The 23,047-nt window shown below is 70.5% G+C and carries 14 protein-coding genes, 1 pseudogene and 1 riboswitch; of the genes and pseudogenes, 10 read left to right on the top strand and 5 right to left on the bottom strand.

Annotation, left to right across the window (positions count from 1 at the left end; genetic code table 11):
* Positions 1-109 precede the first annotated feature (109 nt).
* Positions 110-1,465, top strand: coding sequence for an SWIM zinc finger family protein (locus ACFWWR_RS14485; protein WP_384303432.1), 1,356 nt, complete (start codon positions 110-112; stop codon positions 1,463-1,465).
* 541 nt (positions 1,466-2,006) lie between these two features.
* A pseudogene (locus ACFWWR_RS14480) lies at positions 2,007-3,630 on the top strand (DUF5691 domain-containing protein).
* A 119-nt stretch (positions 3,631-3,749) separates the two neighbouring features.
* Here ACFWWR_RS14480 and ACFWWR_RS14475 read toward each other — a convergent pair.
* A complete protein-coding gene (locus tag ACFWWR_RS14475) occupies positions 3,750-4,166 on the bottom strand; it encodes a cobalamin B12-binding domain-containing protein (RefSeq protein WP_217235145.1) in 417 nt (138 codons plus the stop codon).
* Positions 4,167-4,696: 530 nt separating this feature from the next.
* Here ACFWWR_RS14475 and ACFWWR_RS14470 point away from each other — a divergent pair.
* Both ACFWWR_RS14470 and ACFWWR_RS14465 read left to right on the top strand, forming a co-directional pair.
* A complete protein-coding gene (locus ACFWWR_RS14470) occupies positions 4,697-5,581 on the top strand; it encodes an esterase/lipase family protein (RefSeq protein WP_383875766.1) in 885 nt (294 codons plus the stop codon).
* A 362-nt stretch (positions 5,582-5,943) separates the two neighbouring features.
* The gene (locus ACFWWR_RS14465; RefSeq protein ID WP_384303430.1) at positions 5,944-7,464 is read left to right on the top strand and encodes a M23 family metallopeptidase; all 1,521 of its coding nucleotides are present in this window, start codon (positions 5,944-5,946) and stop codon (positions 7,462-7,464) included.
* A 64-nt stretch (positions 7,465-7,528) separates the two neighbouring features.
* On the opposite strand, the gene pcrA is transcribed toward ACFWWR_RS14465, so the two are convergent.
* On the bottom strand, positions 7,529-10,015 hold the full coding sequence (pcrA, locus tag ACFWWR_RS14460) for a DNA helicase PcrA (protein ID WP_383875769.1): 2,487 nt from the start codon (positions 10,013-10,015) through the stop codon (positions 7,529-7,531).
* Between the two features lie 364 nt (positions 10,016-10,379).
* A riboswitch (cyclic di-AMP (ydaO/yuaA leader) is annotated at positions 10,380-10,549 on the top strand.
* 7 nt (positions 10,550-10,556) lie between these two features.
* Here pcrA and ACFWWR_RS14455 point away from each other — a divergent pair.
* On the top strand, positions 10,557-11,732 hold the full coding sequence (locus ACFWWR_RS14455; RefSeq protein WP_383875770.1) for an NlpC/P60 family protein: 1,176 nt from the start codon (positions 10,557-10,559) through the stop codon (positions 11,730-11,732).
* Between the two features lie 51 nt (positions 11,733-11,783).
* Here the strand turns inward: ACFWWR_RS14455 and ACFWWR_RS14450 are convergent, their stop codons facing one another.
* Positions 11,784-12,137, bottom strand: a complete 354-nt coding sequence (locus tag ACFWWR_RS14450; RefSeq protein WP_383875772.1) for a hypothetical protein — start codon at positions 12,135-12,137, stop codon at positions 11,784-11,786.
* A gap of 484 nt (positions 12,138-12,621) precedes the next feature.
* Between ACFWWR_RS14450 and ACFWWR_RS14445 the strand changes: the two genes are divergently transcribed.
* From ACFWWR_RS14445 to ACFWWR_RS14435, 3 genes are all read left to right on the top strand, one after another.
* The gene (locus ACFWWR_RS14445) at positions 12,622-13,686 is read left to right on the top strand and encodes an NlpC/P60 family protein (RefSeq protein WP_383875773.1); all 1,065 of its coding nucleotides are present in this window, start codon (positions 12,622-12,624) and stop codon (positions 13,684-13,686) included.
* 97 nt (positions 13,687-13,783) lie between these two features.
* Positions 13,784-15,496 (top strand): DUF4062 domain-containing protein, encoded by a 1,713-nt coding sequence (locus ACFWWR_RS14440; protein ID WP_384303426.1) that lies wholly within the window; start codon positions 13,784-13,786, stop codon positions 15,494-15,496.
* A 16-nt stretch (positions 15,497-15,512) separates the two neighbouring features.
* Complete coding sequence (locus ACFWWR_RS14435; RefSeq protein WP_384303424.1) at positions 15,513-18,338, top strand: KGGVGR-motif variant AAA ATPase; 2,826 nt, start codon at positions 15,513-15,515, stop codon at positions 18,336-18,338.
* Positions 18,339-19,050: 712 nt separating this feature from the next.
* Here ACFWWR_RS14435 and ACFWWR_RS14430 read toward each other — a convergent pair.
* Together ACFWWR_RS14430 and ACFWWR_RS14425 are read right to left on the bottom strand one after the other, a co-directional pair.
* Positions 19,051-19,773 (bottom strand): LuxR C-terminal-related transcriptional regulator, encoded by a 723-nt coding sequence (locus tag ACFWWR_RS14430; RefSeq protein WP_383875779.1) that lies wholly within the window; start codon positions 19,771-19,773, stop codon positions 19,051-19,053.
* Entirely contained in the window at positions 19,770-21,062 is a 1,293-nt protein-coding gene (locus ACFWWR_RS14425) for a PspC domain-containing protein (protein ID WP_384303422.1), read from the bottom strand. The genes ACFWWR_RS14430 and ACFWWR_RS14425 overlap by 4 nt, the downstream gene beginning before the upstream one ends.
* Positions 21,063-21,241: 179 nt before the next feature.
* On the opposite strand from ACFWWR_RS14425, the gene ACFWWR_RS14420 reads away from it, so the two are divergent.
* Together ACFWWR_RS14420 and ACFWWR_RS14415 are read left to right on the top strand one after the other, a co-directional pair.
* Complete coding sequence (locus ACFWWR_RS14420) at positions 21,242-22,744, top strand: PspC domain-containing protein (protein WP_384303420.1); 1,503 nt, start codon at positions 21,242-21,244, stop codon at positions 22,742-22,744.
* Positions 22,731-22,973 (top strand): hypothetical protein, encoded by a 243-nt coding sequence (locus tag ACFWWR_RS14415; protein ID WP_383866146.1) that lies wholly within the window; start codon positions 22,731-22,733, stop codon positions 22,971-22,973. Before ACFWWR_RS14420 ends, ACFWWR_RS14415 begins: the two co-directional genes overlap by 14 nt.
* Positions 22,974-23,047: the final 74 nt, after the last annotated feature.

The raw sequence follows: 23,047 nt of genomic DNA, 5'->3' as shown, positions 1-23,047 counted from the left end.
GGTACCAACCGTGCACCACGCCACTGACAATGCGATCTGACCTGCGAAAACGGGCTGGCGGAGGTGTTCGCCGGACCGATTGTCAGTGGCGGGATCTACCTTCGATGTCATGACTCAGCAGGGGGTGCGCTGGAGTGCGGATCAGGTGCTGGCACTGGCGCCTGACGCCGCATCACGCAAAGCGGGAAGCAAACTCGGTGCGGCCGGGCCCTGGTCCGAGGCGGGGAGTGGTGACGAGGGGACGGTGTGGGGGCTGTGCAAGGGCAGTGGCAGCAGGCCGTATCAGACGGTCGTCGACATCGCGGACGCGTCGGGCCCGGCGTACCGATGCAGTTGTCCGAGCCGCAAGTTCCCGTGCAAGCACGCCCTCGGGCTGCTGCTGCTCTGGGCGGGCGGGGACGGCGTGGTGCCGTCCGCGCAGCCGCCGGACTGGGCCGGGGAGTGGATAGAGGGGAGAAGGAAGCGCGCGACGGAGAAACGGGCGGCGGGCGCGGCCGGTTCCTCGACGGGCCCCGGTGATCCGGAGGCAGCGCGGCGCAGGGCGGAACGCAGAGCCGAGCGGATCACCGCGGGCGCGACGGAGCTGGAGCAGCGGCTGGCGGACCTGTTGCGCGGCGGCCTCGCGGGCGCGGAGCAGGCGGGGTACGGGCTGTGGGAGGAGACGGCGGCCCGCATGGTCGACGCCCAGGCCTCCGGACTGGCAGCGCGGGTACGGGAGTTGGGGGCGATCCCGTCATCCGGTCCCGGCTGGCCGGTGCGGCTGCTGGAGGAGTGCGCTCTCCTCCACCTCCTCGACCAGGGCTGGCTGCGCCGGGAGCGCCTGCCCGACGGCCTGGCGGCGACGGTCCGTTCGCGCATCGGCCTGTCCGCCTCGGCGGACGGCCCGCCGGTGCGGGACCGCTGGCTGGTCCTCGCCCAGTACGACACGGCGGACGCGCGTCTGACAACGCGCCGGATATGGCTGTACGGCGCCGAGTCGGCCCGTACGGCGCTGCTCCTCTCCTACGGCGCCGCCGGCCGCGCACCCGAACTCGCGCTGCCGGTCGGCCTTGCCCTGGATGCGGAGGTCTCCGCCTATCCGGGCACCGGGCAGCAGCGGGCGGCGCTCGGCGAGCAGTTCGCCCTGCCCGCTCCCGCGGTGACCCGGCCGCCGGGAGTGACACCGGCCCAGGCGGCCGACCGCTACGGCGAGGCCCTCCGGGACGACCCATGGCTGGAATCCGTCCCGGTGACGCTGGACAGTGTCGTCCCGACCCCGGACGGCGATTCCTGGCAGCTGGCGGACGCCGACAGGGACGAGGCGCTGCCGCTCACCTCCGCGGCCCGCTCCCGTCCGGGCCTGTGGCGTCTCGTCGCCCTCTCGGGCGGGGCACCCGTGAAGGTCTTCGGCGAGTGCGGCCACCGGGGCTTCACTCCGCTGACGGCCTGGCCGGAGGGGCCGGGCGAGGCGGTGCCCCTGTGCTGAACCGACGGGACGACGCCCGCCGGGCGGCACCCGGCGGCACCAGCGCAGCACTCGTGAGGACGACACCCACCCCCACCCGCCGCACGTTCCCCGGACCGACACCGACCGTCACCACCCGTGCGCGCGTCCGACCAGGACCGACCGCCATCAGCCGTGTGCTCACGCGTCAGAGACCCACCGTGACCGGCCGTGCATCGGCCCGGACGCCACCCCGACTCACCATCCGTACGTTCCACCGAGCAACACCGACCGCAACCACCCGTCCACGCATCCGACCGACACCGACCGCAACCACCCGTGCGCCCATCCGTCCAGCACCCACCGTGACCAGCCGTGCACTCACCCGAACAACACCAGTCCTCACCAGCGGCGCACGCCCCCGACGGGCCCCCGTACCCCCTCTCCCGACAGACCCAGGCCGCGCACAACCATCCGCCAATCCACCCTTTCTCACCCGATCCACGCATGTGACCCGCCTCACGGGAAACTCGCATCGAGTGAGTCTTCAACCACTCGCAGGCACCGCAGGGAAAGGAACCGAATGAACAGGACCCCCGCTCCTGCGGACGCGCCCGCGCCGGGCGCCTGGGAGGACCTCGTCACGGCGGCGCTGCTCGGCACGGAAGCGGCGCACACCGCCGGGCTCGGCACCGGGGCGGGAGGCTCCGGTGGCGCTGCTGGACGCGGCTGCCGTGGAGACCGTACGACGGCGGGCCGGCCTGCGGCCCGGCCGGGCGGCCCGGTGTCCGGAACCGGCGGCCCGGGATCCGCGCCCGCCACTGCCCGCCGCGGCGGCCCGCCGACTGGCGATGCTGCTGGCCGACCGCCCCGGCACGGGCGGCGGTGGGCGCAGAGGTACGGCACCGGACCTGATGGAGCTGCTGCCGCAGTGGCTGGCGGCGGCGAACAGCCGCGGTTTCGCCGCACCCCCCGAGATGCTGCCCGCGCTCCTGGACGCGGCCCGTGGGCGTACGGACCTGCGCCCGGCGGCGCTGGCCTTCGCCGGGCCGCGTGCCGTGTGGCTCGCCCGGCTGAACCCGGACTGGCGGTTCGCCCTGCGCGCGACACCGGGCGGGGGCGCGGCACTGCCGCCCTCCGAGGACACCGGCCAGATCCAACAGCTCTGGCAGGAGGGGCTGTTCGCCGAGCGGGTCGCCCTGCTCTCCGCGATACGTGCCCGCGAGCCCGCCGCCGCGCGCGAGTTGCTGGCGTCGACCTGGTCGACGGAGCGGGCCGAGGATCGGCTGATGTTCCTCGACTCCCTGCGCAGGGGCCTGACCGCGGCGGACGAGCCGTTCCTGGAGCAGGCGCTGTCCGACCGGAGCCGCAACGTACGGTCCACGGCTGCGGAGTTGCTGTCGGGACTGCCGGGTTCGGCGCTGGCGGCCCGGATGGCGGTCCGCGCCGGGGCGTGCGTGGCCGTCGACCACACGGGAGCCGCGCCGACTCTCGCGGTCGAGGCACCGCACGAGTGCGACGCGAGCATGGAGCGCGACGGGGTTGTACCCAAGCCTCCGGCGGGCCGAGGTGAACGGTCCTGGTGGTTCGGCCAGTTGGTGGAGGCGACACCGCTCACCACCTGGTCCGGTCGTCTCGGCGGCCGTACACCCCGGGAGATCGTGGCGCTGCCGGTCGCGGACGACTGGCAGCGCGAACTGCACGCGGCGTGGTGCCGGGCGGCCGTGCGGCAGCGGGACGCGGAGTGGGCGCGGGCCCTGCTCGGGGCGCCCGCCGCACCCGAGGCCGGCGGTCCCGGCGCGGTGTCACTGGCCGAGCGCGCCAAACTGCTCGGCACCCTCGGCTCTGCCGAACGGGCCGAGTGGGTGGCCGGGTTCATCTCGGTCCACGGCCTGTCCGAGGCGTTCCAGCTGCTCGGGGTGTGCGCGGTGCCGTGGGCCGAGCCACTGGGCCGTGCCGTGGTGGACGCGCTCAACATCGCACGGGATGCGGGGAGTTATCCATGGAGCTTCAGCGGAGTGATGGGGCTGGCCGAGCGTTGCCTGGACCCCTCCGAAGCGAGCCGCCTCAACGGCCTGCTGGCGGTGCCGGACGAACCGGAGGACGCGTCACCGGGGGCCGGAGGGTACTGGGCGGAGGCCTTCCAGCGCCTGGTGACCACGCTGCGGTTGCGGGCGGCCATGGCCGAGGAGCTGGGCGCGGCGTAACGGGTGGGCAGGCGTGGGCCGCAGCGACCGGTCCATCACGCAGCCCGGCGCTCGCGGAATACCGTCCACGCCCACCCTTGCCGCCCCGGCAGCACGACAGCCCGCGGCTGTACGAGCGCCTACGCGCCGGCCGGCTGCTGCACGTTCGCGCGAACCCAGTCCACGATCGACTGCGTCGTCGCACCGGGCGTGAAGATCTCCGCGACGCCCTTCTCCTTCAGCGGAGCGATGTCCGCTTCGGGGATGATCCCGCCGCCGAAGACGAGGATGTCCTCCGCTTCGCGCTCCTTGAGCAGGCCGATCACGGCCGCGAAGAGCGTGTTGTGCGCCCCGGAGAGGATCGAGAGGCCGATCGCGTCGGCGTCCTCCTGGATCGCGGTGTCGACGATCTGCTCCGGGGTCTGGTGGAGCCCGGTGTAGATCACCTCCATACCGGCGTCGCGCAGCGCCCGCGCGATCACCTTGGCCCCGCGATCGTGGCCGTCGAGCCCCGGCTTGGCCACCACCACGCGGATCGGACCGGCTGCCACACCCATCACTGCCTCCATGAAGCGACTACATCCATCCGTACCGACAAGTACCGCACCGGCCGGGAAAGTGAACGAACGTTATCGCCAGCATCCCGCAACCGGCAGTTTCGCGGTGGGTACCGAGGGGGAAATCACACGGTGGGACACGTTCGGGAGCCGCAACGAGGTCGTCTCACCGCCGCGGCGCAGGCCGCGTGCCGCGGCGGTGAGACGCTTCGACGAGGGCACGAAAGGCACGCAGGGCAGGTAAGGCACGACAGCGGGGAGCCTCGTCGCCACACCGGCAGGGGACCTCGTCACGTCATCGGCGCAACACCAGCACCACCGGTACCATCGGTACCAGTAGCACCACTGGTACCAATCACAACATCAGCCGCGACAACACAAGCCACATCGGAAACCCCGGAACCACGCGCCGCGCACCATCCTCACCCCACGCGCCCCACTCGCGCTCCGTCGACGACCTCCGCCGCGCCTCCCCACAAGGGCACACGGGGGACAGAGCCGTCCTCCAGCGTGCCGACAGGAGGTCGGCCATGAAGGTCACCGGGGCAACGCTGCCCTTTCTTCCGCTCTGCCAGCGTCTCCTCCCGGGCGTGCTCCCGGGGAAGCTGGCGGGCCTTTCCGTGGCACTCCTGAAGGCGACGGCCCTGGAGATCGCGATCCTCGCGGGCCATCTGCTCCTCTACCCCTACGGCATCACCCAGGAGCGCCGGTCCCCGCTGCCCCAGCTCCCCTCCCCGGACGACGCCGGCACACCCCAGTTGCCCACGGAGGCCAAGCCCCCGGTCGTCCTGCTGCACGGCTTCATAGACAACCGCTCGGTCTTCGTCCTGCTGCGCCGCAGCCTCGCCCAGCACGGCAGGCAGCAGATCGAGTCGCTCAACTACTCGCCGCTGACCTGCGACATCCGTACCGCGGCGGAGTTGCTCGGCCGGCACATTGAGGAGATCTGCGAGCGCACGGGCAGGGAGCAGGTCGACATCGTCGGGCACAGCCTCGGCGGGCTGATCGCGCGCTACTACGTCCAGCGGCTCGGCGGCGACCTTCGCGTCCGGACGCTGGTGACACTCGGCACCCCGCACTCCGGCACCCGGGTGGCGCGGCTGGCGAACGCGCACCCGATCGTGCGCCAGATGCGCCCTGGCTCGGAGCTGCTCGAGGAGCTGACCCGCCCCGCGCCCGGCTGCCGTACGCACTTCGTCAGCTTCTGGAGCGACCTCGACCACCTGATGGACCCGCTGGAGGCCGCCTGCATCGACCACCCCGACCTGACCGTGCAGAACGTCCGGGTGAGTGGCGTCGGGCATCTCGCCCTGCCCGTGCACCCCGCCGTCGCGACGGGGATACGGCAGGTGCTCGACACGGCACGGACGGCGGCCGAGGCCGACCCGCACACAGGCGGTCTGACCGTGGCGTAACGGCAGCCGGGACAACGGCCCGGGAAAGAGCCACAGACGAGCCGCACACAGACCGCACACAAGCCGTGCAGACGCTCCACAGGCACGCCTCAGGCGCGCCACAGACAGCCGCGGACAAGCCGCAAGCGAGCCGCAGACAGCCCACGCGAAGCCGATCATTATCGAACACTCTTCGAACGCAGGGCCAAACCCGCGCCCGCAGTCCCCCGAAACACGGCCGAATGCCCGTTTCCTTCAAGCACGAAACCTGACGAAGATTGTCGTGCCCGCATACCGCCGGGTACAGTCACCGCACTGCTCTGCCAGCCCCTGTTGTCGAGGCGAAAGAGAAGTTGGTGAACGACCGTCACCCGTCGGGGACCATGACCACCCCGACCCCGGCTTCCGAAGCCGCCTCGGCGCACTACGCGTCGTACGGCACCCAGGAAGTCCAGCACGGCGACTTCACCACGTACGGCAACTACGACGCCACAGGTTTCGACACGGGTGCGGGCACCGGTTTCGACACCGCCGTAGCGGCCACCACCTCCTTCGAGGCCGACCCCCTCTTCGGCTGCCTTCCCGGCGACGGCACGGGGTCGTACGACACCTCGGCATGGTCGACGGGCAGTCAGCAGGCCCCGAACTACGACGCGTACGCGGCCCAGCACCACGCGGCCTACGACACCGGCGCGTACGACACCACCGCCTGGACCGCCGAACACCAGCAGCTCGCCGCGATCCCGCCGCAGGCCACGAGCCCCGACGCCAGCGGGCAGTGGGAGGCGAGTGCCTGGCTCCGGCCCGACCAGTCCTGCGGCGGCCCGGCCGACCAGACCCAGCACTGGGAATGGGGCACGCAGGCCTTCGACACGGGCGCGTACGACGCCACTCAGTGGAACTCCGACGGCGGCGCCGCCACGACGGCCCACGACGAGTACGAACAGCAGGCGACGACCACCTTCGAACAGGTCGCCCACAACGAGACGTACGACGAGACGTACAACGAAAACGTTTCGCACGACGGCGAGTTGACCGGCAGCGCCACCGACGCCACGCCCGCCGAAGCCGACGCGCACCTCCTGGACGACCAGGAAGAAGTCACCCCGGCACCCGCACCGGCCGCGGCGTCCGCCCCGTCCTCGCGCGCCGCCGCCCGCGGCGCGTCCCGCTCGCGCCGCCGTACGCCCCCCAAGCGCTCCGCGCTGCTGACGGTGGCCGTCCCCTCGGCCTGTGTCATGGGCGTCGTGGGGATCGCCGCCGCGTCCGTCAGCGCGCTTGCCGACGACAGCAGCGACACGACGACGACCTTGGCGGACGCGACGGCCGTCAAGCCCTCCGCGGCGAACAACAAGCTGGACACCCAGCTGCAGAGCCTGTCCGCGGGCGCCGACGACTTCGCCGACCGGGCCAGCCGTACGCAGGAACGTATCGACCTCAAGGCCCAGCAGCTCGCCGAGAAGAAGAAGGCGGCCGCGGAGGCGGCGCGCAAGGAGCGGCTGCGGCCCAAGTACGCGCTGCCGGTCGCGCAGCACGGCCTCAGCGCCTACTACGGCCAGTCCGGCATCAACTGGATGTCCGTGCACACCGGCATCGACTTCCCGGTCTCCTACGGCACGACCGTGATGGCCGCCACCGACGGCACCGTGCGGACGCAGTGGAACAGCGCGTACGGCAACATGATGATCGTGACCGCGAAGGACGGCACGGAGACGTGGTACTGCCACCTCTCCAGCTACCGCGTCGCCTCCGGTACGACCGTCAAGGCCGGCGACCCGATCGCGTACTCCGGCAACTCCGGCAACTCGACCGGCCCGCACCTGCACTTCGAGGTACGGCCGGCGGGTGGCTCGGCCATCGACCCGCTGCCGTGGCTGCGCAGCCACGGGATCGACCCGACGTAGGACGTGAGGGGGCAGCCCCGGGCTGCTCCCTCAGGCCGACCGGCCCGGGCCCCGCCCCCGTCTCCTACAGCTTCTCCACCGGCGCGTACCGCAGCAGCAGCCGCTTCGGCTTGGTGTCCCCGAAGTCGATCGTCGCCTCCGCGTTGCCGCCCGTGCCCTTCACGCCCACGACCGTGCCGAGCCCGAACTGGTCGTGTGTCACCCGGTCCCCGACCGCCAGCGACACGGTCGGCTTCTCCGAGGTCCGGCGCGTGGCGAAGCCGGACGCACCCGAGGCGGACGAGCGGGAGCGGGACGACGACAGCGAGGCCGCCACCCCGGACGCCGGCCCGGAGGACATCGGCGCCATGGCACCCGTCCGCTTCCAGTCGACGTGCTGTGCCGGGATCTCCTCCAGGAACCGCGAGGGCGGGTTGTACGAGGGCTGTCCCCACGCGCTGCGCATCGACGACCGGGTCAGGTACAGCCGTTCCCGCGCGCGCGTGATGCCGACGTACGCCAGGCGCCGCTCCTCCTCCAGCTCCTTGGGCTGGCCGAGGGAGCGCATGTGCGGGAAGACGCCGTCCTCCATGCCGGTCAGGAAGACGACCGGGAACTCGAGGCCCTTGGCGGTGTGCAGGGTCATCAGGGTGATGACTCCGGAGCCGTCCTCGTCCTCGTCGGGGATCTGGTCGGAGTCGGCGACTAGCGCGACCCGCTCCAGGAATGCGGAGAGACCGCCCGGGGTCTCGCCCTCCCCGGACTCCTGCTCGAACTCCAGGGCCACGGCCGCGAGTTCCTGAAGGTTCTCGATGCGCGTCTCGTCCTGCGGGTCAGTGGACGCCTGCAACTCGGCGAGGTAGCCGGTCCGTTCGAGCACCGCCTCCAGGACGGTCGCGGGGCCCGCGCCGGACTCAACGATCGTGCGGAGGTCCTCCATGAGCGTGTTGAACCGCTTCACGGCGTTCGTCGAGCGCGCGGCCATGCCGTACGCCTCGTCGACGCGCTTGAGCGCCTGCGGGAAGCTGATCTTCTCCCGCTGGGACAGGGCGTCGATCATCGCCTCGGCGCGGTCGCCGATGCCCCGCTTGGGGACGTTCAGGATCCGGCGCAGCGGGACCGAGTCCTCCGGGTTGGCCAGCACCCGCAGGTAGGCGAGGACGTCCCGGACCTCCTTGCGCTCGTAGAAGCGGACGCCGCCGACGACCTTGTAGGGCAGGCCGACGCGGATGAAGATCTCTTCGAAGACACGGGACTGGGCGTTCGTACGGTAGAAGACGGCGACGTCTCCCGCCTTCGCGTTGCCCGCGTCGGTGAGACGGTCTATCTCGTCGGCGACGAACTGCGCCTCGTCGTGCTCGGTGTCGGCGACATAGCCGGTGATGCGCGCCCCGGCACCGGCGTTGGTCCACAGGTTCTTGGGGCGGCGGGACTCGTTGCGCTCGATGACGGCGTTGGCGACGGTGAGGATCGTCTGGGTGGAGCGGTAGTTCTGCTCCAGGAGGATCGTCGTCGCGTCCGGGTAGTCCTCCTCGAACTGGAGGATGTTGCGGATGGTCGCACCGCGGAAGGCGTAGATCGACTGGTCGGCGTCGCCCACCACGCACAGTTCGGCGGGCTGGAGGTCGTCCTGACTGGGCGGTACGTCCACCGGGTGCTCGGAGGTGCCGACGAGCTCCCTGACCAGGGAGTACTGGGCGTGGTTGGTGTCCTGGTACTCGTCGACGAGGACGTGCCGGAAGCGGCGGCGGTAGTGCTCGGCGACGTCCGGGAAGGCGCGGAGCAGGTTGACCGTCGTCATGATCAGGTCGTCGAAGTCGAGGGCGTTCGCCTCGCGCAGTCGTGACTGGTACATGGCGTAGGCCTGGGCGAGGGTCTTCTCGAAGCCGTCGGTGGCCTGGGCGGCGAAGTCCTCCTCGTCGATCAGCTCGTTCTTCAGGTTCGAGACCTTGGCGCTGAAGGACTTCGGCGGGAAGCGCTTGGGGTCGAGGTCCAGGTCACGGCAGACGAGCGCCATCAGACGCTTGCTGTCGGCCGCGTCGTAGATCGAGAAGGAGGAGGTGAAGCCCAGCTTCTTCGACTCCCGTCGCAGGATCCGCACGCAGGCACTGTGGAACGTCATCACCCACATCGCGTTCGCGCGCGGGCCGACGAGCTGCTCGACGCGTTCCTTCATCTCGCCCGCGGCTTTGTTGGTGAAGGTGATCGCGAGGATCTGGCCCGGATGCACGTGCCGCTCGCCGAGTAGGTGGGCGATGCGGTGGGTGAGTACGCGGGTCTTGCCGGAGCCCGCGCCGGCCACGATGAGCAGCGGGGTGCCGTGGTGCACGACCGCGGCGCGCTGGTTTTCGTTCAGTCCGTCCAGGAGCGCGGCCGCGTCCACCACCGGGCGCGGGGCGCCGTCACGGTAGTACGCGTCCCGGTCCGGCGGCACGTCGAACTTCCCGCCGAACAGATCGTCCGGAACCGGCTCCGGTACGTGATCGTCCTCGGGGGGTGGCGGGTGTTCCTCCTCGTGGGCCCGGGGGGCCTGGAGGTTCGCCAGGAAGCTGTCGTCAAAGAGGCTGCTCATCGCTCTCCGAGTCTAGGGCGCCCCACTGACAGCCCGCCGCCGCCCCGAGAACATCGCCTGATTCGGCGGCTTCAGGGGCCGAAGATCTTGCGGAGGTCGACCGACCCGGCCGACTTACCGTCCGCAAGGGTGTCATCACGGTCAGCGATCGGCCGAGTCGAGATGGTGGATCGCCTGCCGAAAGGACCGAAAGGCGCATATACCGCAGCAGAGCACCATGGATTGATCACGGCGAGCGGCATGCCTGACCCAAGGTCACGAAAATGTATCGGGCATATCGAACATCAACCTTCACAGGGGCCACACCAGTTGGCTACCGTGCCGGGCAGGCCGTACGACCCCCTCCGGCGAACGTCGCCGGGCCGCGCGGCCTCCGCCGAGTCCGACGCGCCGCCGTGCGCCCGGAGCCGGGGACCCACCGAACTTGGGGTGAATCGGCCCGCATTCCCTCCGGGGAAGGGCCGTAGGGCAAACCTTCCTAGCCACCCGCCCGAACCCGACAGCTAACTCGGTAGGCGGAACGTGGAAGGAGTCGCCTCCCTTGGCGTCGCACCGCAAGTCGCGTCCTTCGGGTACGCGCGTAGCAGGCATACGGACCCCCGCCCTTGCCACGGCCGCCCTCACCTCCGTGGCCCTGCTGTCCCAGACGGCCAACGCCGCCCCGTCGGCCGACGACAAACCGAGCCTCGAAGAGGTCGAGAAGAAGGTCGACGACCTGTACCGGCAGGCGGAGTCGGCGACCGACAAGTACAACGCGGCCGAGGAGAAGACCGCCAAGCAGCGCAAGCGCGTCGACACCCTCCTCGACGACGTCGCCAAGCGCACCCAGAGCCTCAACGAGGCCCGGGAGGAGCTCGGTTCCTTCGCCGCCGCCCAGTACCGCAGCGGCGCCTCCACCCCCGACACGGCGACCTTCCTGCTCGCGGACTCCCCGCAGGACTACTTCGACCAGACCCAGTTGATGGGCCGGCTGACCAATCGCCAGAAGGGCGCGGTCGACGACTACGTCACCGAGCAGTCCGCGACGATGAAGAAGCGCCAGGAGGCCACCGAGAGCCTTCGGACGCTCACCGAGTCGCAGGGCGACCTGAAGACCGCCAAGGCCACCGTCCAGAAGAAGCTCGCCGACGCCCGCGCGCTGCTGTCCCAGCTGACCGCCGAGGAGAAGGCACGGCTCGCGGCGATCGAGCAGAAGAAGCAGCAGGAGGCCGCGGCCAAGGCGGCGGAGCTGGCACGGCAGCAGGCGGCGGAGCAGAAGGCCCGGGAGGAGGCGGCTCAGCAGGAGGCGAACAGCAGCGCGTCGAGCTCGTCCTCCTCCACCTCCAGCTCCACCTCCACCGCCACGGACTCCGCGTACGCCACCAAGGCCGAGAAGGCACTCGCCTTCGCCCGCGCCCAGATCGGCAAGCCGTACGTCTGGGGCGCCACCGGCCCCGAGTCCTACGACTGCTCCGGGCTCACCCAGGCTGCCTGGAAGGCCGCCGGCGTGGACATCCCGCGCGTCACGTACGACCAGGTCAACGCCGGCACCACGGTCTCCCTCTCCGCCGCCCAGCCCGGTGACCTGGTGTTCTTCTACGACGATCTCAGCCACGTCGGCATGTACATCGGCAACGGCATGATGATCCACGCCCCGAAGCCGGGCGCGTACGTCCGCGAGGAGTCGATCTACTACGACGGCGAGTCGTCGATCCACAGCGTGGTGCGGCCGGCCTGACGCGACGCTCGAAGGCTCTGTCGGCGGCCTACGCCGCCGGCAGAGCCGAGGTCACGTCCACAGCACGGCGATGAAGATGTTCGCGGTGGTCAACAGGCCCACCAGGCCGAACAGCCCCTTCTCCACCTTCTCCTCATCCCGCTTCACGTAGACGAGCCCGAGGATCACGATCAGCAGGGCCAGCTTCACGCCGATCTTGATGTTGTTGACGGGCTGGTCGTCGGCCTGGTTGAGCCCGACCAGGATGACGCCGGTGACCAGCATCGTCAGGGCGCCGTGCAGCATCGCCGGGACGAACCGGGCGGTGCCCTGCCCCATCGCCTTCATCTGGGTGAGGAAGCCGCCGAGCAGCGAGGCGATGCCGACGATGTGCAGGCCGACGAAGAGATGGATGAGTACGTCCATGAGGCCGGAGCCTAATCAGGGCCCGGGCGCCGCCCGACACCGCCCCGCCCCGAGAACACCTCGCGCGCCCGCCACCCGTGCCGACCGGATCTTGCATATATGCGCCCCATAGCACTCCGCCGCCCCCATAGGTCCCGGTTCGACACATCGGTCATCGCTCTGCGTGAAGTAGACGGCCCTCACGGTGGATCACGGTCACATCCGGTCACCCGGCGGTCAGCTGGAGGAACTTCCGTACATCGCGTTACCAAGCCGTCACTGTCGGGTTTAGCGTCCTCCACCAGGTGACCGGCTCCCCACCGCCGCCCGGGCCAGGGGCGGCAGTCGGCCACCACCGCCGAGAAAGGTCCGGCGGCGGTCCGCTCCCCCTGTGCGGGTCGCCGCCGGACGCGTGACCGCCCGCGGGCGGCCGTACGTCCGCTCCGCCTGGCGTTCGTACGGACAAGGCGGTCGTACGAGTCGCACGAAAGGACGTGCAGTCCACGTGGCAGCGCACCGCAAGCCCCGGCAACGCTCAATCGCCGGCAGCAAGGCCCGTACGGCGGCGACGATCGCCCTCGCGGGCGCGGCGACCGCGACCGGCTTCGACGGGACCGGACACGCCGAACCGCAGCTCACGCCGGCGCAGGTCAAGGCGAAGGTGGACAAGCTGTACCAGGAGGCGGAGGTCGCCACCGAGAAGTACAACGGGGCGAAGGAGAAGGCGGAGGCGGCCGAGACGCGGCTGGCGACCCTGCGGGACGAGGCGGCGCGCAAGACGGACAGCCTCAACTCCGCCCGGGAATCGCTGGGTTCGATGGCCGCAGCCCAGTACCGCGACGGCGGCCTGGACCCCGCCCTCCAGCTCGCGCTCTCCGCCGACCCCGACCGGTACCTGGACGGCGCCGAGTTCGCCGAACGGGCCGGCAACCGCCAGGCCTCGTCCGTCGCACGCGTACGCCGACAGCTGCGGGAGATCGAGCAGTTGCGCGGCGCGGCCCACATCGAACTCGCCTCCCTGAAGTCGCGTCAGGCGGAGCTGAAGCGGCACAAGAAGACCGTCAACGGCAAGCTGGGCGCGGCCCGACGGCTGCTGTCCCAGCTGCCCACCGAGGAGCGGGCGCGGCTCGGGGAGAGTGACCCGACCCGGGCCTCACGGGCGTCCACGGCTCCCCGGGACGGCCTGGCGGCTCCCGGTTCCGTCACCTCCCAGGCACCCAACTCCCGCGCCGCGGCAGCCGTCTCCTACGCCTACACCAAGCTCGGCAGCCCCTATGTCTGGGGCGCGACCGGCCCCGACGCCTTCGACTGCTCGGGCCTCATCCAGGCCGCCTACCGCTCCGCCGGCCTCTCCCTGCCCCGCACGACCTACGCCCAGATCGACACCGGCCGGCGCGTCCCCCACTCCGAACTCCTCCCGGGCGACCTGGTGTTCTTCTACTCCGCCATCAGCCACGTAGGCATCTACGTCGGCAACGGCCAGATGATCCACGCCCCGAACCCGTCGGCGCCGGTGCGGCTGGCTCCGATCAGCGAGATGCCGTTCGCGGGGGCGACTCGGGTGGTGTGAGCGGCGAGGGCTGCTCGGACGGTGTGGCCGGACCGCCGCCAAATCCCCCCGCCCGCCTGTACCTTGTCCTCACCGCGTGAGGAGCGAGGTACGCAGGGTGAGGGTCTATCTGTCGTCGACGGTGTCCGATCTGGAGGAATACAGGGCGGCTGCGCTGGCCGCACTGCGCCGACTTCAGCTGGACGTCATCGCCATGGAGGACTATGCCGCCTTCGACGAGCGTCCCTTGGGGAGATGTCTTGCCGACGTGGAGAGTTGTGACCTCTACGTCGGGCTCTTCGCCTTCCGCTACGGCTTCGTCCCCGAGGTCGGTCCGCAGAACCCGGACGGGCGGTCGATCACGGAACTGGAGTATCGCCAGGCCGGCGCGGCGGGTCGCAAGCGGCTGATCTTCCTGGTCAAAGACGGCGCCAAGTGGGACACCAGTCACATCGACGCCGTGACCAACCCCGGTGAGCCCTCCGCCGCGGGTATCAAGTGCCTGCGCCAGGAGCTGATGAAGGAGCACGGCGTCGGCTGGTTCACCAACCCCGACCGGCTCGCGGCGGAGGTGACGGCGGCCGTGGCGGCCGAACTGCGACTTCCCGCCGGTGCCACCGAGCGGCCCAGGCCCGTCGCGGAACCACCGCATCCCCGCCGGCTGACCCATGACCTGCATCTGCTGCACGCTCCCAAGGACGAGGAGACGGCCGACCAGCTGGCCGCAGGCGTGCGAGGTCTGTGGAGCGTCACCACCTCATCGACGGCTCTGCTGGCCTCGGCCCCGGAGGAGATGCTCGGCCTGGACCGTGCCGTGACCGCAGCTCGCACGGTCGCCCTCATGCTGTCCCCGGCCCTGATGACCGTGCTCGGGGAGAACCCCGAACGCACCCGCCGCATTCTGGACCTGGCCCGCGCCCGCACGGCCCACCCCCTGCTCGGCGTGACCGCACCCGGCTCCGACGACGGCGTGGCGTCCGACGCCGCGCACTGGGGAATCACCGAGGTCATCACCGAGTCGGCGACACAACCCCTGCCGTACCGGCTGAACGCGGCCCTCTCGAGAACCGTCGGGCTGCAACGCCCCGACTACGAGATTGGCCTCCCTGTCGTGGTCGTGACCATGACCGATGGGGAAGCGGAGAACCTTTTCAGCACACCCTCCGGGCAGGTGGCGGACATCGTCCAGGGCTTCGGCCTGCCACCGGAGTCGGTGCGTGAGCGGTACGGCACCTCCCGGGCGGACTGGAGACCTTTCGGCGCGGAGAGCCGGACCATCGCGAAGGTCCTGGATGCCGCCGTGGCCGGGGTCAATGATCCCGACCTGCTCCTGCGCGGCAGAAAGATCAGGCTCCAGCCGTACCTCTTCGACGATCTGCTCTCCTACGACCCGGCCCACTCGCTCCTCTTCCGGGACATAGCCCGTAACGGCTGCCTGGTGGTGGCCGACGAACTTTCCCTACTCCACCGCGACTTGGAGGCGGCCTTCCGTGCATCTCCCCTCCACGACGGTGCCCAGGTGTCCCTGATCACCCTCTCCCCCGGCGACCCGGCCGCCGGCACTGCGCACGAACTCATCCGGGACGTACTGGCCGAACGTCTCCACCACGCCCACCGCCGCTTCGGCGACGCACTCGATCCCCTCTGCGAGATGAACGTCGCCAGCAGACGCCACCTGGACAGATGGCTGCGCGCCAGCCTGCCGCAGACCCTGGACGCCTACCGCAACGCCCGTCCCAGCCCCGACAAGGCTCGCCGTCTGGAGGCCGAACTCGGCACCCGATCCACCGTCTCCATGGCCCGGCTCATCACCGAAGGTGGCGCGACATGATGGAAGGCGGAGGGACATGATCGTCACCTTCTACTCCTACAAGGGCGGCGTCGGCCGCTCCATGGCACTCGCCAACATCGCCGACCAGCTGGCCCGAAGCGGCATGCGCGTCCTGATGGTCGACTTCGACCTGGAGGCACCCGGCCTGGAGCACTTCTTCCCCCTCGATCACGCGCGGGTACGCGGCCGAGAGGGTCTGCTGGACCTGCTCCTCGCCTTCAAGTACGCGATGTCCGTGGCCTCTTCGGCGGCCGACGAGGGCGAGGAGGACGCGTACCGCGACCTGGACCGCTACATCTCCACCATCTACCCCCGCCGCTCGGACGGCGGCTGCCTCGACCTGCTCCCGGCGGGCCTGCGCCAGACGGACGACCAAATCACCCGCTACGGAGCCGAGTTGCGCCGTTTCGACTGGCAGGACTTCTACTACGTCTGGTCGGGCGAGCTGTTCTTCGAGTGGTTCCGCCGAACCTGCGCCGAACGGTACGACATCATCCTGGTCGACAGCCGCACGGGAGTGACGGAGCTGGGCGGCGTATGCGCATACCAACTGGCCGACGTCATCGTCGCCCTGTGCGCGCCCAACCTCCAGAACCTCGACGGCACGGCGTGGATGGTCCGCCACTTCCTGTCCCCCCAGGTCCGCGCGGTACGAGGCGACCGCCCCCTGGAGGTCCTGGTCGTCCCGGCCCGCGTCGACCAGCAGGATCCAGTGCTCCTCGACGACTTCACTGAGCGCTTCCGACATACGTTCGACCCGTTCATGCCGGATGTGCTGGGGCGGGCGGGGCTCACCTTCTGGGAACTGCAGGTGCCCTATGTACCGGCGTACGCGTTCGACGAGCAGGTCATCACGGATCCGGGACGGGCGGAGGAGCGGCGGGCGCTGGTACGGGCGTACGACAGTTTGCGGAACGCGATCGCATTGCTGGCGCCCGAGCGGAACGCGGTGGCGGCGTTGCGTCCGGCGTCTGTCGACGGGAGGGGGGATGCGGGCAGGAGGGAGCCGGTCGAGACGCTGTACGACCCTACGACGCGTTTCGCTTCGCCGGATGTCTTCTTGTCGTACGGCAACACCGGCCGGGAGGCTGCTGATCAGATCCGTGAACTTTTGGCCCACCGGGGCGGACTCCGGGTCGCCGAGCCGGTGCCGGGCGAGCCGTGGGCAAGGTCTGTCCGGGCCAAGGTCAGCCTGGTTCTGGTCGGCTCGGCGGGCGAACTGAGCCCTTACCAACTGGGTGAGTTGGGTGCCGTGGCCGCCAGAGGGGAGACACGTCTGCTGCCGGTGCTGCTGCCTGGTACCAGTGGGCTGCCGCAAGAGCTGCGGAACTACACGTATCTCGATTTCAGCAGAGGTCTGGATGCGGATCGGCTACTGGAGACCGTGCGGGCGGGTCTGAAGCGGTCGAAGGCGGCAGACTTGCCGCCGCTCCAACACGGGCCGGCTCCGTATCGCGGGCTCACGCCCTTCTCGGAGGCCGACGAGCGGTTGTTCTTCGGGCGGGACGGGCTGGTGCACAAGGTCCTGGACACCGTGGAGCGGTACGGGACGTGCGCGGTCATCGGCGAGGCGGGGAGTGGCAAGACGAGCCTGGTGAATGCGGGGGTGCTTCCCCTGCTTCGCCGGGGCGGCCTGCCCGGCAGCGACGTCTGGCCGGTCGTCAGGGTCGACCGCTATGACAGTGTCCAGGCGTTGCAGAGGGCACTGCGTTCTGTCACAGACCTTTTGGATCCCTCCCGCAAGGTGGTGGTCGTACTCGACCAGTTCGAGAAACTGCTCACCCGTGAGTCTGCCGACCGGCACCGCCAACTGGACCTGCTGCGGGAGCTCGTCAACTCGTCGGCGACCCTTCCACTGACCATCCTGCGCGCTGACTTCCTGGTTGAGGCTCATGAGCACGCACCCTTCCTCGTGCAGCCGGAGCACAGCGTGACCGTCTGGCCCATGTCCCCCGGCGACCTGCGACAGACGATGGAGATGCCGGCGCGAGCCGTGGGCCTCCAGCTGGAACCGGGCCTCGCCGACCTCCTGCTGCAGGACGTGGGCAACGAGCCGAGTGCGCTGTCCCTCCTGCAGTTCGTCCTCCACAACATGTGGACGTACAGGCGCGAGGGCTACCTCACCCACGAGGCCTACGGGGATTCGGGCGGCGTTCAGGGCAGCTTGGTCCTTGCCGCAGAGGAATGGTTCCGCTCACTCTCCTCGGACGACTACGAGCGGGCTCGCCAGCTCCTGTTGCACCTCGGTACGGTCGATTCCGATGGCCAGCCACACAGGCGAGCAGTCACCACAGTGACCATCGCGGCAATGGGAGCCACTGATCTGTGCGAACAGCTGCTCCAACGACGGTTGTTGGTCACCTCCTACGATGCCGGGTCCCCATGCGTAAGGCTCGCCCACCACGCTCTCGTGAACGCATGGCCGACTTCCCGCCAGTGGATCGAGGCGGCCAGATCCGAACTCGAACTACGCCAGAAGCTGTCCGCAGCCACCGAGGACTGGGAGCGCTCGGGGCGCGCTCAGGAAGGACTTCTCGGCGAGCGGAGCCTGTCGGTCGCCGAAACCTCGATCACGGGCTGGATGCTCGGGGAGTCGGAGAAGGGCTACTTGGCAGCGTCACAGGCTGACGTCAGAAGGAAACGCAGGGCAGGAAATCTGACCAAGATCTTCCTGTTCCTTTTCGGAGCCGGAATCTCTGTCGTGTTCGGCGCCTTCAATATTGACAGCGATGGTGCGAGATGGTGGTCACAGTCCCTGATCGCACTCGGCACGATCGCCGTCATCATCACGTTTCAGATGACTGTCCTGCACCAGCGCGAACGCCGCTCACTCACTCCTTGAGTCAGACACTCCCGACTCACGCCCGCTGCGGTGTGCGAAGGGCGGCGCGCATCTGCTCAACCCGGCTGCACTTGACGGATCTACGCTCCGCTCGATGCCCGGTCCGCGGTCCTGTCCCGGCCCCTGCAAGCCCGGCAGGGCCTCCGGGCAGCGCCTCCGCCCGACCGGGCACACCTCAGTCGGTGCACTCCATCAGGGCGCGAGGCGCCGCCCGCCCCGGCGCCGGGAGGGGACGGTCGGGCGGCATCTCGTCGATGAGCCGACGCCGGAGGAAGGCGCGGGGCGAGTGCCTCTGGTCCGGGAGCCCCGCGAGGAGGACCTGCGACCGGTGGTCCGGTGAAACCCCCCGGGCGAGCCACTCGGCGGAGCCGCCTCCGCCTCGGGAATCCTTCCGGGCGGGGAGTCTCCTCCGCCGGCCGGCACTTCGAGCTCGGCACAGTCGGCGGCGGACAGGGCCAGTCGCGGTTCGTGGGGGCCGAGTCGGGCGAGGACGTCGTACGCCTCGGACTGACGTACGTCGTCGGAGACGGCCTGCGACACGGTCGCGACCTCCCGTTCGGCAACCGGCTCGGTCGTCACGTCACCTTCGAGGAGACGGGCCCACCATTCGTCGTTCTGGTGACCGTGCTCGCGGACAGCTGGGGTGGTGCCGAACCCCGGCTGTACGGGATCGGCAAGACGGTCTGGTTCGAACTCGCGGCACAGCGGCCGGCTAGACGAGCCTCCGTGCCGTCGCCCACCGGGTCAGCTCGTGCCGGTTCGACAGCTGTAGCTTCCGCAGCACCGCCGAGACATGGGACTCGACCGTCTTCACCGAGATGAACAGCTGCTTGGCGATCTCCTTGTACGCGTACCCGCGTGCGATCAGCCGCAGCACCTCCCGCTCGCGCTGGGTGAGACGGTCGAGGTCCTCGTCGACCGGGGGCGCGTCCGTGGAGGCGAAGGCGTCCAGGACGAAGCCGGCGAGCCTCGGGGAGAAGACCGCGTCGCCCTCCTGGACACGGAAGATGGAGTTGATCAGGTCCGTGCCCGTGATCGTCTTGGTGACGTAGCCCCTCGCGCCACCGCGGATCACGCCGATCACGTCCTCCGCCGCGTCCGACACGGACAGGGCGAGGAACCGCACCGGCTGCTCGGCGTCGGACATCAACGGGGCGCAGCGGCGCAGGACTTCGACGCCGCCGCCGCCCGGGAGGTGGACGTCGAGGAGGACCACCTCGGGGCGGGTCGCGGTGATGACGGTGACCGCCTGGTCGACGTCCGCGGCCTCGCCGACGACCTCCACGCCGGTCTGCTCGGTCTGGCCGATCTCGGCCTGGACGCCCGTACGGAACATGCGGTGGTCGTCGACGAGGACCACGCGTACGTGGCGCCCGCCCGGTCCTCCAGCCGTCGTCTCCATGGGCTCCGCGTTCCCCTCGGTCGGGTCGCTCATGACGTCTTCTCCGCCCTCTCCATCTCCAGCTCGACCTCCGTGCCGCCGTCCGGCACCGCGCGCAGCCGCGCCGTGCCGCCGTTGCGTTCCATGCGGCCGATGATCGATTCTCTGACGCCCATGCGGTCGGCGGGTATCGAGTTGAGGTCGAAGCCGGGGCCGCGGTCCCGGACGGACACGAAGACCGTCTTTCCCTCGACTTCGGCGAAGACCTGGACTGCGCCGCCCTCGCCACCGTACTTGGCGGCGTTCACCATCGCTTCGCGTGCGGCCTGCATCTGTGGACCGATTCTCTCGTCGAGGGGGCAGTCGCCGACGACGACCACCTCTATGGGGACGCCGTGCTTGTCCTCGACCTCCGCGGCGTTGCGCCGCACCGCGTCGGCGAGGGTGGTGGGCTCGTCGGCCTCGTCCTTGCCGGTGCCCTCGGGCTTGTAGAGCCAGGTGCGCAGGTCGCGCTCCTGGGCGCGGGCGAGGCGGCGCACCTCGCCCGCGTTCTCCGCATTGCGCTGGATCAGGGTCAGCGTGTGCAGCACCGAGTCGTGGACATGGGCGGCGACCTCGGCACGCTCCTGGGCGCGGATGCGCATCAGGCGCTCCTCGGAGAGGTCCTGGGTCATGCGCACGAGGTAGGGACCGGCGAGGAGCGTTATGCCGACGAGGACGGCGAGGGCCGCCTGCAGGACCGAGCCGAGGTGGGCGGCGGAGCCCTGCAGGACGAAAACGCCGGAGACGCCGGCGGTGACGAGCAGGACGCCGACCACGGCGCGCAGCAGGCTGAGCGTGCGCCGGCGGCGGCCGGCCTCGACCCAGCGGGCCCGGCGGGCGTTGTCCGCCTGGCGCCAGACGAGGGCGACGCCGGCGCCGACGAGGACGATCGGCCAGAGGTACGCCTTGGCGCCGTTGCCGAGGTTCACATTGCCGACGAAGACCATGGCCACGACGACCATGAGGAGCAGGGCGACGATCTGGCCCTTGTCCGGCCTGCGCGTGACGAGTCTGCGGCGGCCGTCCGCCGAGGTCTCGGTGGCGACGAGGGACGGGGGTCTCAGCCCGCCGACGCCACCGACACCGAGCGGTACGAAGAACCAGAACGCGGCATACAGCAGGGCGCCGAGGCCGTCCGCCATGAACAGGCCGACGAAGACGAGTCGCACCCAGATCACCGGCAGGCCGAGATGTCCGGCGAGCCCCCGCGCCACGCCACCGAGCCAGCGTCCGTCGCTGCTGCGGTAGAGCTTGCGCGGAGGCCGCGGTTCGACGAGGGGCGCTGCTGCGACTTCCGGCATGCCATCGATGTTCACACGGCGCGAGGACCGGGGCATCAGGGTTGTGCCCCGAGACTCCCCTGATCTTCGGCGGGCGGGTCCCTCGAACGCTCCCCCGGCACCGGCTCAGGGCAGATCTCAGGGTCGGGCCAGGGTCATACCGACTGCCGCGGCGGCGATGCGGCAGTCACCATGGACCCATGACCGATCACGAGCACGCCGCGACGGGTCCGGGACCCGGCTCCGGCCCGCGCCCCCTGCCGGGCGCCGGGCCGCAGGACGCCGTGCCCGCCGCGGATGCCGCGCCCGCCGCGGGGGAGGAGCCGCACGCGGACGCCCCGGCCGGCCCCGACGAGGCCGCCCGCCCGCACGTGCGGGCGGGCGCGCGGGAACAAGGAGAGGCGGCCGCGGCGGAAGCGGCCGCGGCAGAGCTGCCCCACAAGTTCCGGCGCGACCGGCGGCACAAGATGCTCGCCGGTGTGTGTGCCGGGCTGGGGCGGCAGTGCGACATGGATCCGGTGATCTTCCGGATCACCCTCGCGGTGCTGTCCGCGACGGGCGGCATAGGCCTCCTCTTCTACGGCTTCGCATGGCTCTTCGTCCCGTACGACGACGAGGACGAGAACGAGGTGCGCAAGCTGCTGACCGGCCGCGTGGACGGCCAGGCGCTGACGGCCGTGCTGTTCGCCCTGATCGGGTGCGGGGTGTTCCTGACGCTGCTGAACAACGGCGGGGTGCTGACGTTCGCCGTCGTCCTCTCCCTGATCCTCGCGGGCGCCGGGTACTGGTCGCGGCAGCGCGGCGCCCCCGACACCGATCCGCTGTCCGCCCAGGCCGTCGCCGACGCCCCGCCGGAGGCCAAGGCACCGCCGGTGCCCGCCGCCTACCCGTCCTGGTGGCGTGACCCCATCATCAAGGACGGCACGCACGTGGGCGGCACGGGCTATCTGTGGGGCCCCGAGGACTCCCGGGACCGGGACATCGCGGCGGCCGTCCACATCGGCCTGGGCACCTCCTGGCGCAGCCGCGAACACATACGCACCCCGTACATCCCGCCGCCCAAGCCCCGCGGACCCCGCTGGATCGGCGGCTGGGTGTTCCTGTTCGCCCTCCTCGCGGGCGGCCTCGGCACCCGCCTGACGTGGGATGACCACACCCTCGGCACCAGCCTGCAGACCGGCCTGGCCTGCGCGCTGATCGTCCTCGGGGTGGGCATGGCGGTCAGCTCGTTCCTGGGGCGCACGGGGGCGGGGTCGGTGTTCCTGGCGATCGTCACGGCGGGCCTGCTCGCCGGTGCGGCGGCACTGCCAGGGGACATCGACACGCACTGGGAGCGCACGAGCTGGCGGCCCGCCGCGGCGGCACAGGTCCAGGAGCAGTACGACCTCGGCACCGGCGTCGGCACCCTGGACCTGAGCCGGCTGGACCTGGCGAAGGGGCAGACGGTCGCCACGCAGGCCGACGTGGGCATGGGGCGGCTGCTGATCATCGTGCCCGCGGACGTGACCCTGAAGCTGAGCATCGACGTGGGGGTGGGCGACATCCAGTTGCCGGGCGACGACGAGCAGGACGTGGACGTGGCACCGGGCAAGCACAAGGAGGTGACCCTGCCACCGGCCGACGGCGTCAAGGCCACCGGCACGCTGGACCTCGATCTCAGGGTCGGCGTCGGACAGGCGGAGGTGAGCCGTGCTACGTCATGAGTTCCAGCCCGGAAAGCTGGTCGCAGGATGCTTCCTCGTCCTCGCGGGCGTCATGTACGCCGGTGACGCGGGCGGCACCTGGGAGACCCCGTGGTTCGTGGTCATCCCCGTCGTCACGGGCGGCCTCTGTCTGGCGGGCGCGGTGGGAGTGCTGACCCGGGCCGTACGCAGACGCCGCGCGGGGGGCCGTACGAACCCTGCCGGGCCGCAACCGGTGGAACCGCACTGACACTCCGCCCCTGTGCGGCTGATCGCAGTTCCTCGCGCCCCCTGAGGACGTTGCTCAGCCGTTGCTCGGGCCGC

The sequence above is a fragment of the Streptomyces sp. NPDC058678 genome (assembly GCF_042714835.1).
GTDB lineage: Bacteria > Actinomycetota > Actinomycetes > Streptomycetales > Streptomycetaceae > Streptomyces.
Note: the sequence above shows the minus strand (reverse complement) of the source record. Positions and strands in the feature narration are given on the sequence as shown.